The 15,598-nt window shown below is 57.0% G+C and carries 11 protein-coding genes; 4 read left to right on the top strand and 7 right to left on the bottom strand.

Translation table 11 applies throughout. The features are described from left to right. Window positions 1-3 precede the first annotated feature (3 nt). Together HBA55_RS04425 and HBA55_RS04420 are read right to left on the bottom strand one after the other, a co-directional pair. Entirely contained in the window at window positions 4-2,202 is a 2,199-nt protein-coding gene (locus tag HBA55_RS04425) for a TonB-dependent receptor (protein ID WP_166987611.1), read from the bottom strand. A gap of 34 nt (window positions 2,203-2,236) precedes the next feature. After that, the gene (locus HBA55_RS04420; protein ID WP_166987608.1) at window positions 2,237-2,899 is read right to left on the bottom strand and encodes a transporter substrate-binding domain-containing protein; all 663 of its coding nucleotides are present in this window, start codon (window positions 2,897-2,899) and stop codon (window positions 2,237-2,239) included. Between the two features lie 242 nt (window positions 2,900-3,141). On the opposite strand from HBA55_RS04420, the gene HBA55_RS04415 reads away from it, so the two are divergent. After that, window positions 3,142-4,740, top strand: a complete 1,599-nt coding sequence (locus HBA55_RS04415; RefSeq protein ID WP_166987605.1) for a phytoene desaturase family protein — start codon at window positions 3,142-3,144, stop codon at window positions 4,738-4,740. 107 nt (window positions 4,741-4,847) lie between these two features. Here HBA55_RS04415 and HBA55_RS04410 read toward each other — a convergent pair whose 3' ends face one another. The 4 genes from HBA55_RS04410 to HBA55_RS04395 all read right to left on the bottom strand — a co-directional run bounded on the left by HBA55_RS04410 (window position 4,848) and on the right by HBA55_RS04395 (window position 10,811). Further along, window positions 4,848-6,161, bottom strand: a complete 1,314-nt coding sequence (locus tag HBA55_RS04410) for a type II toxin-antitoxin system HipA family toxin (RefSeq protein ID WP_166987602.1) — start codon at window positions 6,159-6,161, stop codon at window positions 4,848-4,850. Next, window positions 6,158-6,505: a transcriptional regulator, XRE family protein gene (locus HBA55_RS04405; RefSeq protein WP_166987599.1), complete on the bottom strand. Its 348-nt coding sequence runs from the start codon at window positions 6,503-6,505 to the stop codon at window positions 6,158-6,160. The genes HBA55_RS04410 and HBA55_RS04405 overlap by 4 nt, the downstream gene beginning before the upstream one ends. Window positions 6,506-6,621: 116 nt before the next feature. After that, the gene (locus HBA55_RS04400; RefSeq protein ID WP_166987596.1) at window positions 6,622-9,723 is read right to left on the bottom strand and encodes an efflux RND transporter permease subunit; all 3,102 of its coding nucleotides are present in this window, start codon (window positions 9,721-9,723) and stop codon (window positions 6,622-6,624) included. Then, window positions 9,723-10,811, bottom strand: coding sequence for an efflux RND transporter periplasmic adaptor subunit (locus HBA55_RS04395; protein ID WP_166987593.1), 1,089 nt, complete (start codon window positions 10,809-10,811; stop codon window positions 9,723-9,725). The genes HBA55_RS04400 and HBA55_RS04395 overlap by 1 nt, the downstream gene beginning before the upstream one ends. 186 nt (window positions 10,812-10,997) lie before the next feature. Here HBA55_RS04395 and HBA55_RS04390 point away from each other — a divergent pair, with 186 nt between their 5' ends. Together HBA55_RS04390 and HBA55_RS04385 are read left to right on the top strand one after the other, a co-directional pair. Continuing rightward, a complete protein-coding gene (locus tag HBA55_RS04390; RefSeq protein WP_206019510.1) occupies window positions 10,998-11,780 on the top strand; it encodes an AAA family ATPase in 783 nt (260 codons plus the stop codon). Between the two features lie 8 nt (window positions 11,781-11,788). Continuing rightward, entirely contained in the window at window positions 11,789-13,576 is a 1,788-nt protein-coding gene (locus HBA55_RS04385) for a nitric oxide reductase activation protein NorD (protein ID WP_166987587.1), read from the top strand. 154 nt (window positions 13,577-13,730) lie between these two features. Here the strand turns inward: HBA55_RS04385 and HBA55_RS04380 are convergent, their stop codons facing one another. Further along, window positions 13,731-13,940 (bottom strand): hypothetical protein, encoded by a 210-nt coding sequence (locus tag HBA55_RS04380; protein WP_166987584.1) that lies wholly within the window; start codon window positions 13,938-13,940, stop codon window positions 13,731-13,733. A gap of 178 nt (window positions 13,941-14,118) precedes the next feature. Here HBA55_RS04380 and HBA55_RS04375 point away from each other — a divergent pair, with 178 nt between their 5' ends. Beyond that, the gene (locus tag HBA55_RS04375) at window positions 14,119-15,561 is read left to right on the top strand and encodes a hydroxymethylglutaryl-CoA synthase family protein (protein WP_166987582.1); all 1,443 of its coding nucleotides are present in this window, start codon (window positions 14,119-14,121) and stop codon (window positions 15,559-15,561) included. Window positions 15,562-15,598: the final 37 nt, after the last annotated feature.

The following is a 15,598-nucleotide window of genomic DNA, read 5'->3' as shown; positions in this document are numbered from 1 at the left end:
CTATTATTCCCCACCCCAACGCCAGGTAAAGGTGAGCCCGTAGAACCTGGGCGGCGCTTCCACCGCCACAATGGAATCCCCCGAGCGCAGACCGCCGCTGAGGTAATACTCGTCAAACAGATTATTGAGCCACAGCGACAGGCTCCAGCGCTCGTGGGGCGGGTAAAAGGTGGTCTGAACGTTGACCAGTGTAAAGGCATCATCGGAATCACCGCCCGAGCCTACAGATTCATCCACCCCGTAAAATACACCGCTGTTATGGCTGATTGAGAGGTTTGATTGCCAGCGTCCACGCAGGGTGTGGTGGTTGTGCTCCACCCCCAGCGCCAGGGTCAGTTCCGGCGCCCCGGAGATAGTGTTGCCCGAGGCCTCAATGGCAGGAAAGCCCCCGGCTCCGGCGGGCACACTGAATTCGTCATATTCACGCTCATAAAGATAGGTCAGCGCCAGGTTGTAGCCCCACGCCTCCCCTACGGCTCCCTGCCATTCCAGATCCATTCCCCTTATCGCAGCCTTCTGCCCGGCCACCAGATTGGTGAAGCCGGTGGTAGCACTGACGGTCTGGGCGTGAATGTCCTGATAGTCGTAATCGAACAACGCCCCGTTAAGGCGAATACCCCAGGCGGCCACATCGGCCTTAAATCCAATTTCATGGGCGATCAGAATTTCGGGATCCACCACCGCGCCCGCCGGGTTCTGAACATTCAGAGTACCGCTGACAAAGCCCTTGGCACGACTGCCGTAAATCAGCCCCCACGGCGTGTGATAGTCCAGCACCGCACGGTAGGTCAGCTCTTCCCAGACCTCGCGCTGACTGTCCACCGGCACACCGACAAAGCCAATAGCGCCAAAAAAACCAGGGTCGCGGTTGTCCTTCAGGGAAAAGGCTTCGCGGGTATGGCGCAACCCCAGAGTCAGGCTCAGGGCCTCCGAGGCGCGGTAAATCCACTCGCCAAAGAGGGCATGGGAGCGGGATTGCCAGTCGGAATCCCCCAGGGAATGTTCAGCGGAGGGCGATAGGGTCGCCTCACCGGCAGGCGACAGGGCCGCCCCAAGCGCGCCCCAAATCTGAGAGTCCGTATCTCCTTCCTCAAAGTACTGGAACCCCAGCAGCCAGGGGTGGTCGGCATCATCGGGGGCATGCAACCTCAGCTCCTGGCTGTAGGTGGTCGCCTCCCAGTCGGCGGCAAATCCTGCTACCGCCTCGGGCAGGGAAAACACCTCCGCCGTACCGAAAAAACGGTTGTTGAGGTAGCCGGTTACCGACACCAGGGTGAAGGGCTCAAACTCGAAACGCCCCTGCAACGTCGCCGCGGTATCATCGCCTTCTCGCAGACCCCAATGACCATAGCTGTGGTACTGCCCCGGGTCAGAGGCAAACGCCGGATTAAACTGACGAAATCCAAAATTGTTGGTGTCATCGTACTCACGATAACTCAATGCCAACTCCCATTCGCTGGTCTCTGAGATCGAGCCGAGAAGCTTCAGGGCCAGGGACTTTTCGTCCACATTATTGATGTCTTGCAGCGAGCCCGGCAGAGGGGTGGCCGTCGCCAGATTGTCCACATAGCCGTCCCGCCGCACAATCGCACCACTGAGGCTGATGGCCAGGTTATCGGCCAGAGGCCTGGTGGTTCGGGCACTGAGTCGCTGCTGCTGGTAATTCCCCACCGACAAGCGGATCTGGGAAGCCGCCGCCTCGTCAGGTTCGGGGGAATGAGTTGTAATGGTAATCGCACCACCCGTAGCATTGCGGCCATAGAGTGTTGACTGAGGCCCCTTAAGCACCTCGATTTGAGCAACATTATCCAGCCCGAAAGCCAGAGCATTTGACCGCGGTGTGTAGACCCCGTCCACATAGACCGCGACACTGGTATTGGTGGCGGCGCCGGCATTAAAGGAACCCACCCCACGAACAAAGGGTAAGAGCAATGAATTATTGGTATTGATGACCAGCCCCGAAACCAAGTGGGTCAGGCTGTCCAGGGATTGTACACCGGAGGCCTGCAGGTCTTCCGCCGTCACTGCCGCAACCACCATGGGTACGTCCTGGATGCTCTGTTCACGCTTTTGTGCGGTAACGATTATTTCCTCCAGCTTGAAGTCATCAATGGCCCGAGCCAAGGAATATGGAAACAGCAACGATGGCAGGACGACTGCACAAAACAGTCGATGTCGGCCGGCAGATGGGAAAACGAGCATCGTTCATGGCAATCCGTAGGACAATGTTCGCTAATTATAGATCACCGACCCTCTGTTCTGCGTCCCGAAGCGCCTGGTCGAACAAGGGCTGCAGGTGCGACGATTGACGGGAAAAAGCCACATAGGCCGGAGAATAAGCCCGATAGCCTTCTACGGGAACAATCTGACCGGTCGCACCGAGCTTGCGCATCACATAATTGGCCTGATCCACCCCCAACAGCGCCGTATCCGCTCGGCCGGCAAGGACGATAGATACCATACGCTCCCAGGGTTTGGAGCCATGCAGCATGATTACGTTCGGCGGCCGGGTTTCCAGGTAGCGGTGCAACATCGGGTGAGCGTTGCGATAATCAAAGCCCTTGACGCTCACCAAGGTTCTTTGGGTGATGGATTGCATGCCGTTGTAGCGCCAATCCGCCTGTTTGCGCTGATAGAAAGCGGTTTGAACCTGGTAGTAGGGCTCCGATGAGGTGGTCAGGGACATATCTCCGAAGTCCTTGGCGACGGCACAGTACACATCACTCTCTCCCACCACCACACTTCTCAGGGCCCGAGGTTGGGGCATATGGTGAAAAACGGCCCGATAACCGATGCGCTCAAAAGCCAGTTTGAGTATATGCACCCCTTTGCCAGTGGTGCCATGACCGTCCTCCGCGGCCATAAAGATGGGAGGCATGTCAAAGCAGGCAATGCGCACGATTGGCTTTTCAGTTATAGAGTCTTCAGCCTTCGAATATGGCGATAGGGAATTGCACAGGGAAACCATACAAAAAGCCAGAGCATAGCGACGAAGGCTCTGAGCTGTCCTGACAGGCAATGGCATACTCAAAACCTCCGCACAAGCATTGAGTAGAACTCACACATATAGTACTCTAGTTTATTATATCTGCAAGCATTACTGCTTTGATACCCTTTTGGACAGCTAGAGAGAAGTTCGCAATGACCTCACCCCAATATGATATTGTCGTCGTTGGCGGCGGTTCCAATTCCCTTACCACCGCAGCCTATATGGCCAAGGCAGGCAAGAGTGTGCTGGTGCTGGAAAAGAATGCCCAGTGCGGTGGTGGCGCTGTCTCCGTTGAAGTCGCCCCTGGATTTATTCACGACACCCATGCGACCAGTTACTCCGGTTGTATTAATAGCCCAACTCTCACCGCTGACGAGTTGGGCCTCTATGCCAAAGAGGGGCTTGAATTCGGTCACTGGGACGCCATGTTCACTTCTCTGTTTGATGATGGCAGCGTACTGGCGACCTTTAAGGAGGTTGACCGTACCTGTGAGAGCATTGCCAAATTCTCCACCAGAGATGCAGAAACCTACGCCGCCTTTGCAGACAAATGCATTTCTCTGATTGGCCTGCTGGGCATGGGCTCCACCAACCCACCGCTGCCCACCGCGGCCTTTCTCGGCATGCTCGAAGAGAGTCACCTGGGCCGTGAACTTGCCAACTCGCTGTTCTGCAGCGCCTGGGATGTTATCACCCATTACTTTGAATCGCCCGAGCTGCAGATGCACTACTTCAAGTGGATCGCCGAGGCCATGGAACATCCGGAAACCAAGGGTACCGGCGTAGCCATGTACCAACTATTAGGGCTGTGCCACACCACACAGGCCGTTCACCCGATTGGTGGTGGTCAGGAACTAAGCAATGCCCTGGCACGCAGCGTCCAACGTTTTGGCGGCGAAGTTCGCACCGAAGCAGAGGTGGTCAAACTCAAAGTCGAGTCGGGAGTGACGAAAGGTGTTTATCTGTCAGACGGCGAATATGTTTCCGCTAGAGAAGCTGTAGTTGCTTGCGTTCACCCTTGGAACCTTGGCAAGGTCATTCCCGAAATGAGCGACCAACTCAAAGAGGAAATGACTTGGGTAAGACTCAGCAATCACGGCGCCTGTAACCAGCAGGTTTCTCTTGATCGCGAGCCGGAGTTTCGTACCGATGATCCGAAGATCTGTCGCGAGACGATGTGCCTCGAATTGATGAAACGCAAGGATCCGAAAGAAATGCGTCGTTCAATGGACGGTTTCCGATTTGGTGAACTGCCTCAAAAGGACGACATCAGCCCCTTGATCATGCGTGCGTCCACCTTCGACAAAACACGAGTGCCGAAAGACGAATACTGTGCGATGTACGTCTATCAGTTTGCACCCATACTGGACGACAAGCAGGACCCGGTAAGGTGGGAAGAACTCAAACAACAGTACGCCGAAGATATCTGGGACGTTTTTAAAACCTACGCAACCAATATTGACGATTCCAATGTTATGGGCCGACTGGTTGAATCGCCATTGGATCATCATCGGCATTCGGCCAGCATGATGCACGGTGATATTTTTGGCATCGGACTGCCAGGGCAATTGCTGGGCCGCCGGCCTACTCCCTCTATATCTGACTACACCATCCCCGGCATCGAGAAGATTTATTTGGTGGGACCATTTATGCACCCGGGCGGTATGGTAACTCTGGGAGGGCGCACGACGGCGATCAAGATGTATCAGGATATGGGGATTGATTTGAAAGAAGGCTTTGAAGGCCTATAACCAGTTCATATTCGTCAGTTGACTCAACCAACTTTCACGTCCGCCTGAGACAGACATTGTAGAAAGCTCCGGGCGGGCGATAGTACGCCTTTTAGGTCTCCAGAAATCTACAGACGACGCAAATTCGCAACAATCGTTTCCCGCAACCCTGGTCCCAGCTCGAACTGTCGAGCCATGTCCTCGAAATGAGAAAATGCTTGCTGGGTAGCGTCAACAATGCGCTCAGCCTTGATCGAGCGCAGATTACACTGCTCACCGAAGGCAATGAGATCTTCTCGGAAAAAGTGATCCTGCTTGTTGTTCAATCGAATCTGATGCGCTCGCGTCCACTTCCCTGTCGGGTCGCAGGAATAGGTCATATCAAACGCAGGCGCTAATGACCAATTTCCAGACTTGTCCATTAAAAAACCGAAGTTTTTGGTGTGATCATCCTGATTTCTTCCAATCACATTGAAAACGGCACGTCGATACAGTTGCTCGATCTCCGACTGTTTCAAGTTTAACTGACGAGCGAGATCAATTAATTGCTTATAGGACTTGGTACCCGTGGTGTCCCGGTCCGCATGCGCCAACCCACACCAACTGCCATAGTGCACCTTGGCCAACTCTCCGTCTTCAATGCGCCGATCAAATCGCTCGATCAGGTAGTGGAAATCACCCCCATCCTCCATGTAGTCCGTCTCGGGAATATTAATATCAACCATGCGGGCAATCCTGGAATAGATATACTCAACCTTGGTCATTCCCTTGGGGTCTTTATGGTCGCGATCCTTGTTGTCTTCGCTGTCGAACTTCAGCATCCAGTAACGAAAACCAGGTCCATGATCCACGGTGCCATCATAGAGACCACCCTGTGTGTCTGTGGCGACGAGTGCTTTTGAACGTGCCCCGCCAGCACTGGAACCCACTCGTATCACCGTCAGCGCTTTGCCGCGATCATCGGCACGCTTCAAAGCGTCAGCCAAATCACTCTTTTTTTTCAGAACCCGATCAGCCAACTCCGCCAGTTCATTCAGTTCCAGCCTCAGGGACGCATTGACCCCATCGCTGACTGGTTCAATCGGATGGTACTCCAGAGCACCCATGCCGCGATTGCCAACATACAGCAAGCGGTCCAGAGCAGTGACTTCTGAGGCGGCAATATTTCTGTCCGCCATAAACAGATCGATTAACTGATTGCCGTACTTATCTGGCAAGCTGTCAGCAAAGATGCCGGGAATGCCTTTAAAGGTATTGCGACTGATTTCGTCAAAGCGGTGCAATTGTTGTCGGTTGGGCAGGGTAATCGGGGAAATTTCTACCGGCGCGTTGACAAACCCATCGCTGTACTCAAAGGTGGCAACGTCGCGCTGTCCGGGAGCGTAGGCGAGATAGCCAACCGTAAGCCCCCACAGCTTCACCTCAACGCGAGATAGGCTCATTTCGATTTCCAATCCATGATTGGTTTAGTCGGCTTGACCGGTTTTTTGATTCGTTTGGGAAGTGGCTTCACTGCTTGGCCGCTGGGTCGGAAATCGGGCTCTGGCGCACGCATCAAAACCTCAAGGCGATCCAGCTCACCGATACCCCGTAACAGACGAATGAGTGTTTTTAAGGTGGGGTTGCCCGTACCCTGCCTGAATTTATTCAGGGATTCCGCGTGTGCCCCTCCACGCTCAAGCAGCTCCTGGTCCTGGATAGCCTTGGTTCGCCTGAGAATGTCGAATTGCTGACCCAGGAACTCTATGACCTCCTGGTCAGTTTTCGAAGAAAGGTCAATATCCATAAAAGACGTTTTAACGGTTATTAAAGGACTTAATGCGTATTAATATACGTTAAAGTGGATAATAGATCCACACCTTATATCACTCGTTTAAACGTACATTAGATCTCCAAGACGCTCTAATGATCGCTATAACGTGTTTTAGAAGATTCCGCCCTCACCCCAAACAACAACCCATACCCCACCGGCACAATCAACATCGTAATCACCACCCCGGCCATCAACCCGAACATAATGGTCACGGCCATGGATTTCCAGAACACATCTTGGAGTAATGGAATCAACCCCAGCACGGTAGTGAGGCTGGCGTTGACCACCGGCATCAGCCGGGACCGTGCCGCGTCCACCAGGGCTTCATAGGGCAACATGTTTTGCGCCATGTTCAACTTGACCTGATCGAGCAACACCACGGAATTTTTGATCATCATGCCCGCCAGGCTGTAGATGCCCAGCGTGGATACAAAACTCAAGGGCACACCGGTGATCCAATGACCGAAGAAGACGCCGATCAGCGCAAACGGCAGTACGGCAAACACCAACACACTGGCGCGATAGCCGTTAAACAGCCCGACCACCACCAGGGTCATCACCGCCAGGGCGACGGGCAGCCCCTCGGCCATGGAATACAAAGTGTCGTTGTTGGTCTGATATTCCCCGGCCAGTTCGATGTGATAGCCGTCCGGCAGTGGCAACGCCTCCAGAGTGGGCTTTAACTGCGCCACCACCGTAACACCATCGCTGCCATCGGTGGCCGCCTGCAGGGTAATGGCCCGGCGTCGGTCGTGGTGCCAGATAATCGGATCGTACCATTCCCAGTCGGTGGATTTGTTGATCTGCAACAGCGGTATGCTGACGGACTGAGAAGCGGAACGAACCTGTACCTGCTGCAACGGATTGCCGGCGTCGACATCACTGGCAGTTTTGAGAACAATGGCGTGCTGCTCGTCACCCTTGCGCAGGGCGCCGACGGTTTCGCCATCGAGGCTGCGCTTTAAGGCCCGGGCCACGTCTTCACGGCCAACCCCGGTCCAGCCACCCTCTTCCGCACTGTAACTGGAAGCCATGCGCAAACTGCGCTGGCGCCAGTTGTCGATCACCACCTGTACTTCGGGATGCGCCTCAATACTGGTCTTGACCTGCTCGGCGATACTTCGGAGCACATTCAGCTCAGCATTGGCCGGACCCACCACGCGTATTTCCACCGGCCATTTGGGCGCCGCGCCCACGCCGAACTGGCGTACGCGCACAAACGCCTCCTGGTGTCTTTGCGCCAACCCTTGTTCAAACGCGGCGATAGTGTCTTTTACCACAGCCGCATCCTCCACCGTGACCAGCAGCTGACCAAAGCTGGGGTTCGGCAGTTCGGGATCGATGGGCAAATAAAAACGCGGCGCGCCCTGACCAATGAAGCTGCTCACGGAAGCGACGCTCGACTGTGCCAGCAGATCCGCTTCCAGGGCTTGCAAGCGCTCCGACACCACCGCCAGGCGGGTGCCTTCCGGTGCCCAGTAGTCGACCATAAACTGATCGCGTTTGGCGGTGGGAAAGAACTGTTTCTCTACCTGATTGGACACCAACAGTGACGTCACAAAGACACCACCCAGAATCAGCAGGGTGAACAATCGGCGCCTCATGACCCATATGATGACGCTTTGAAAACGCCCCTGCACTCGGCTCACAAAACCGCTGGCGCTGCCGTCTTCACTCGCCGCCGATACCGGCAGCAAACGCGCGCATAACAGTGGAATAATGGTTTGCGATACCACCCAACTCAGCAGCAGCGACAAACCCACAACCAAAAACAAACTGCGGCTGTACTCTGCGGCACTGGCATCGGAGCCAAACACCGGATAAAACGCCATGGCCGCCACAATGGTGGCCCCCAGTAACGGCCAGCCCGGCTGATGCGCGGCTTCAACGGCCGCTTCCAGACGTGACATACCCCGCTGCACGCGCACCACAAACCCATCGGCCACCACGATGGCGTTGTCCACCATCATTCCCATGGCCACCACCAACGCACCGAGGGAGACGCGGTGCAAATTCAGCTCCAGCGCCTGCATCAAGGTCATACTGCCGAGCACCGTCAGCCCCAGGCCAATGCCGCCGATCAGCAAACCCATGCGAAGACCCATAGTCACGCTTAATACGGCAAATACGATGAGTACCGCCTGCACCAGACTGAGCATAAAGCCCTTGACCGCATCGGCCACATAGTCCGACTGCCAGGCAACTTTTTGCAGCGTCAGCCCGATGGGCAACTCCGCCTGCAACTCCTGCAAACGCTGATCGAGTCGATAACCCACCTGCACGATATTGGCGCCCTGAATCGGCGCGATCGCGAGCGCCACGCCAGGCAAACCGTTATTGCGAAATACTTCGGTGGCCGGATCGGCGTAGTCGTAACGGAAGCGAGCCACATCGCCAAAGCGCACCAGCTCCCGATGGCCCCGATCATCCACCGCCGACACCAGCATCTGGCGCAGATCTTCAAGGCTTTTGGCCTCGCCGGAGACGCTCAGCGCGTATTGGCGCTCACCAATTTCCAGGGCACCCGCATCCACAATCAGGTTGTACTGGCTGAAGGCCCGCGCAATCGCGGCCTCGTTGACTTTGAAGGCGGTCAGCTCCGAGGGCAGCAGTTCGATCACCACCTGGCGCTGCTGCATACCCCACAGATCCACCCGCGCCACCTGCGACATCAGGTTGAGTTCGCGCCGCAGTTCGCGTGCGGTTTCCTGCAATTCACTCTGGCTGAAGCCATCGCTGCTGACTGCCAATACAAAACCGAACACCGAGCCATAGTCGTCCTTGATCACCGGCGGGCGTACGCCACTGGGCAGCAGCGGTTGCACGTCTCTGACCTTGCGCCGTAGCTCGTCCCAGACTTGAGGCAGTTTAGGTGTCCAGTATTCGTCCTTGATATCAACTCGCAGGATGGCGCGACCATCGCGACTGAGGGAAGCAATATGCTTGATCTGCGGCATCTCCTGCAGCTTGGTTTCCAGCGGCTCCACCACCTCCAGCTCCACTTCCTCCGGCGATGCCCCCGGGTAGTCCACCAACACCACCGCGGATTTTACCGAAATGTCCGGATCTTCCAGCCAGCCCATGCTGAGATAACTGAACACCCCGGACAGTGCCAACACAAAGGCGGCAAAGTACACCAGTTGGGGATTGTTTAGACTGAACCTGGCCAGGTTGAGGTTATCGGCAGCCATCAGTGCACCCGCTCCGATACAGCCTGCCCTTCCTTGAGCTGATGAACACCGGCAATGACAATTTCTTCGCCGGCCGCCAGCCCCTCGGTTACCTCTATGTGTTCACCCTGAGCGTCACCCAGCACAATTTCCCGATAAACAATACGATCCTCTTCCACCACCCACACCGCACTCTGGTGCTGAGCCGGACGGGTAAACACAGCACTGACCGGCACCTGCAATCCCTCGGGCAGGCCCAGAGGCTTGCGTTCCACTTCCACCCGCACTTTGGCGGACATTCCGGGCAACAGCGAGAAGGCATCATTGCGGTCAATTACAAAACTGGCGGGGTAGGTGCGGGTCTGGCGGGAGGCCTCGTGACCAAACTCTTTAAAGCGTGCCTCGATCCACTGTCCAGGAAAGGCGTCCACCTCTACGTAGGCGCGATGCTCCACCAGTCGGGAGCGCAGTTTGGCAAAGCGTTCCGGCACATCCACCCAGACTTCAAATTGCGATAGATCCACCAGTCGCGCCACCTGAGTGGAAGCCGGGAGATAAGTAAAGTTGTCCAGATAGACGGCCACCACCTGGCCGTCAAAGGGGGCGCGCAAAGTGGTGTCAGCATAGGCCTTGGTGTCCAGGGCCAGCTGGCTGGAGGCGACGTCCAGGCGGGTCCGGGCTTCGTCCACTTGATTTTGGGAAACGTTATTGGTCGCCAATAGGGTCTGCAGCCGCTGACTGTCGCTGCGCGCCTGATGGTAGCGAGCCTTGGTGGCTTCCAGTCTGGCCCGGTAGGCTTCCTGGTTAAGTTGGGCGATCAGGGCGCCTTCGGTCACACTGTCGCCGACGCTGACAGGCAAGTGCTCCAGCCGGCCGGGGACCTCAAAGGCCAGGTTTACCTCATGCACGGGTTCGAGCCGGCCCGGGAAGCTGACCGTTAACTGTTGTTCTGGCGTCTGCAATACGAGCGTTTTTACCGGACGAACCAGGCGCACTTCCGTGTCGCCGTCTGAGGACGAACAACCGCCCAGTAACCATGATAAACCGAAGATACATATCAGGACCCTAAGGCCATTGTCGCAAGGGGCGGTGCTACTGCGGAAATTCAAATTTCTACTCCAGAAAAGAAGCTGGTTCAGAAACGTGGTTGGAGCCTCCGAGCCCCATACCACTACTACTTTAACACTATTACCCTTATAATACGCTAGATCATTGTATTTATCAGTTCTTTTCGTGCCCATATTATATGGCACACGTCCTATGGCAAGAGGCGGATGATCCGCTGTGAGGTAAACGTGAGCAACATTCCCTTTTACAAAGACGTCGGCAACGAAAAAGCCATCTTCCGGGCCGCTTACCAGAGCCGTCACGCCGTCATGCTCAAGGGCCCCACCGGGGTGGGCAAAACCCGCTTTGTGGAGGCCATGGCCGCCGAGCTGGATCGGCCGCTGATCACCGTCTCCTGCCATGAAGACCTGACCTCTGCCGACCTGCTGGGGCGCTACCTGCTCAAGGGCGGCGATACCGAGTGGATGGACGGCCCCCTGACCCGCGCCGTGCGCGAGGGTGCCATCTGCTATCTCGATGAGGTGGTGGAAGCACGCGCTGATACCACCGTGGCCATCCACGCCCTCACCGACCATCGCCGGGAGCTGTACGTGGACCGCCTGGGTGAGGCACTGAAAGCGCAGCCCGAGTTTATGCTGGTGGTGTCCTACAACCCCGGTTACCAGAGCATTCTCAAAGATCTCAAACCCTCGACCCGCCAGCGCATGGTCTCCATCGAACTGAACTTTCCCCCGGCCGAGGTGGAGCGGTCCGTCATCCTTAATGAAACCGGCATCGCCGAGAACATCGCCGAGGATCTGGTGCGCCTGGCCAGCGCCATTCGGCAACTGGACATCCCCGGGCTGCCCGAGGTGTCTTCCACCCGCTCGCTGATTGCCGCCGCCGATCTGATGCAGGCCGGGCTGTCCCCCCGGGAAGCCGTCGAGGCGGGCATGATCGGCCCGCTGTGTGACGATGCGACGGTCAGCGCCAGTCTCAGGGAAATCGTCAATACCTATATTGCCGGGTGACCCCAGTGATGCTGACGGGGACTGACAGTCGCGGCCATGACGCGACCAGTGCCGGCGAGCCCGATTCGTCATCGCTGCACCACTATAATCTGATCGCCAGTGCGGTGGCCGGGCGGGCGGTCACCGTACACTGGCATGGCAGCCACAAGTACCGCGCCTATTCGGACGGCCGCAGTATTTATTTGCCAGCGCTCGGCACTGTTGAAGACCGTCTCGACAAGAACACTGCAGACAATGAACGCCTCAGCGTTATCGCCCAGGCACTGCTGCTGCGTGCCGGCTCCTTGCGGCGGCGCTGGGTGCAGCGCCTGGTGGGTCAGCGGCAACTGGCTGAACGCTATCTCTACGCCGAGATCTGCCGAGCCGCCAACGCCTTTGCCCATCTGCTGCCGCGTCGATTTACCAGCGCTCCGGCGCTGGGTGCATTCCCTTACCGAACCCAGGACAGTGAGGACTCACTTAAGCTGGCCGGGAGCAGACAATCCTTTCCGCCCATTCCCGACCTGATCGGCACCCTGCGCCCGGTTTTACTGCTGACCAACAATCTGGCCGACAGTGCTTTTGCAGAACTCACCGAGAAGCAACAAGCCGGCAAGATGACCTTCAAACCGGTGGATGAACTGGATGACGACGACAAGGAGGACGCGGAGGAATCCAAGATCCTCAAGTTGTTCCAGAACCCCCTGTCCTCCGGCGGGGCCCTGTCGGACATGCTCAATGACATACTCGGTGCCGGGCGTAGCGGCAAGCCGGAAGACGACCCCAACGCCGGTGGCGGTGCCGAAATGCCGGTGGGCGGCATCACCCAGGCCAAGAAGAAAGGCCTGTTCGCCACCCTCACCAACATGGCGCTGGACCTGATCAGCGATGACAACCACAACGACAGTGGCAGCCAGCGCTACCCGGAATGGGATTGCCATCAACAGACCTATCGCGATGATTGGTGTCTGGTGGACGAGATGGATCCCTGGTGCGAAGAACCCCTATCGACTGAGGCCATGCGGCAAATATTGCAGCCCCCTTCCAATGCGTTGAAACGCAAACTGGCCGGTATCGGCCTCAGTTTTGAAAACCACCGCAACCAGCCCGACGGCGAAGACCTGTGCCTCGACCGGGTGATCGACTACGCCGTCGATTACCGCATGGGCACCACCCCCAGCGAACAGCTGTTTGAACAAAGCTTGAAGACCCGGCGGGACCTGGGGGTAATGATCCTGTTGGATATTTCCGGCTCCACAGGGGAGACCGACACCGACGGCGACAGCATTCACAACAAGCAAATGCGACTGGCTTACCAGATGCTGGGGGCCCTGCACGAGCTGGGGGACCAGGTGGCGCTCTACGCTTATCACTCCTGGGGGCGCACCCTGATTCGTCTGTTGCGGCTGAAATCCTTTAAGGAGAAACGCCTCGACAGCCGTATCCATCAGCGTTTTTCTCAGTTGGAACCTGTGGGCTACACCCGCACCGGCGCCGCTCTTCGCCATGCAGCACATAAATTGAAAACGGAGACGGGACTGCCCTATCGATTGCTGATTGTGATATCCGACGGCTTTGCCTACGACCAGGACTACGAGGGCAAATACGGCGAGGAGGACACGCGCAAGGCGCTGGAGGAAATCCGCGCCGAGGGCACCGGTTGCCTGTGCCTGACCATTGCCAGCGGGCAGGACGAGGACAAGTTGGCGAGCATTTTTGGCGCGGCCTCGACACTCGCGGCCGCAGATGAAGAGGAAATGCTGGGACAGTTGAGGCCAGCCGTGTTGAAAGCAATTCGACAGATTAAGGCTTCCTGATTATGAAAAGTGCCCTCACAAGACCCCACCCAACCGTAGCAGCGGGCTCTGACCGCGACCAGGTTTGGCAACATTATCCGGTCCCCGTCGCGCTCAGAGCGCGCTGCTACGGAGGTAAAGTGCCAGATTGGTTTAGTAGTGACAAATTCGGTTCTTAGCGAGTACCCCGAAACAACATAGTCGCGGCAAAAAACAGGGTCTTTAGACTCATCACCGAAAACACCCGACGTACCTCGGAAGGCTTGACCACCGCGCGAATGGGCATGGCTCCCATAATGGTGCCTTCCACGATCAAGTTGTTACCCTCCGGATAGATCCGGCTGACCTCCATCAGGTCTGAATTGTCCTTTGCGTACAGTTTCATAAATCCCCGCTTGCGCAGCTCAATTAACAATCGCTCCATTATAGTACGCAAGCTATCTATATTCCAGCACCTAAAGATGCCTTACTGAGGCTGGATAAACACACCACAATTATGATAACCTAGCTTACTATTATTTAAGGTATTAATATCCTGGTTACAATTACTTTAGGGGATTAGCATGCAAGTCAAGGGAATCAGCGCCTATGGCGCCTATGTACCTTCGCTGCGGATGAGCCGCAAAGCCATCGCCCAGGCTCACTCCTGGGCACTGCCGTCGCTGCGCGGCCTGGGCAAGGGCACACGCGCCTTTTGCAGCTGGGACGAAGACGCCATTACCATGGCGGTGGAGTCGGTCAGAAACTGTCTTAAGAATGGCGCCGATGGCGCGGCACCCATCGGCGCCCTGACGTTTGCCTCCACCACCGCCCCTTTTGCCGACTACCAGAACGCCACCAGTGTGGCCGCCGCCACCGGTTTGCCTTCCAATATCCAGGCCAGCGATGCCAGTGGCTCCCTGCGTGCCGGCACCTCGGCCCTGCTCAATGCCCTGCAAAACAGCCGCAGCGAATCCGCGCTGATCGTAGCCTCCGACTGCCGCCTCGCCAAGCCCGGCAGCGTGCAAGAGATGCACTACGGCGCCGGCAGCGCAGCCCTGGCGGTGGGAAGTGACAACATCATCGCCCGTTTTGTGGGCTCCGAGAGCAACGCCACCCAGTTTGCCGACCACTACCGTCGCAGTGGCGCAGACCACGACTACTACTGGGAAGAACGCTGGGTTCGCGACGAAGGCTATATGAAGATCGTGCCCGCCACGGTGAACACATTGCTGGAAAAAACCGGCACCCCGGCGGACGCCATCCAGCACTTTTGCATGCCCGGCACCCTGGCGCGACTGGGCGCCGGACTGGCCAAAAAACTGGGTATCAACCCCGAGGCCGTGGTGGACAACTTTGCTGCCGACATCGGCGACACCGGCAGCCCCCAGGCGTTATTAATGCTGATCGCGGCCCTTGAGAAAGCCAGCCCGGGCGAGCGCATTCTGGTGGTGGGTTTTGGTGCCGGCTGCGACGCTCTGTTGCTGGAGGCCACCGACGCTATTACCGAGTACCAGCCCGCCGTTCCGCTCAGTACCGTCAACGATCACGCCCGCACCGTCGAACACTATAACCAGCTGCTGTCCTTCAGCGGACAGTTGCAGCTGGACTGGGGCATGCGCGCAGAGGTGGACAACAAGGTCTCCATCTCCCAGCTTTATCGCTCCCAGGACCAGGTCACCGGCTTTAATGGTGGCGAGTGCAGCAGCTGTGGCGCCGTGCAGTTTCCGATCCTGTCCACCTGCGTCAAATGCGGCAGTACCGAACCCATGAGCCGCAAGTCACTGGCCGACGAGAGCGCCAGGGTGGCCACCTATTCCAGCGACAATCTGCAGTACTACCCCGCCCCACCCATGTATTGGGGACTGGTGCAGTTTGATAACGGCGCCCGTCTGCTAATGGAGATGGTGGATGTCAATGCCGAGAGTTTTGATGTCGGCACACCGCTGCGCATGACCTATCGCATCAAGCAGAAGGACGACAGTCGCGGTTTGCACCGTTACTTCTGGAAAGCAACTCCCTTCTGAAAAGCAACCCCCGCGTGAGACACATTTTAAGAGACGA

This window comes from Pseudomaricurvus alkylphenolicus (genome assembly GCF_011683955.1).
GTDB classification, from domain to species: Bacteria; Pseudomonadota; Gammaproteobacteria; order Pseudomonadales; family Cellvibrionaceae; genus Pseudomaricurvus; species Pseudomaricurvus alkylphenolicus.
This window is presented reverse-complemented; position numbering and strand designations above follow the sequence as displayed.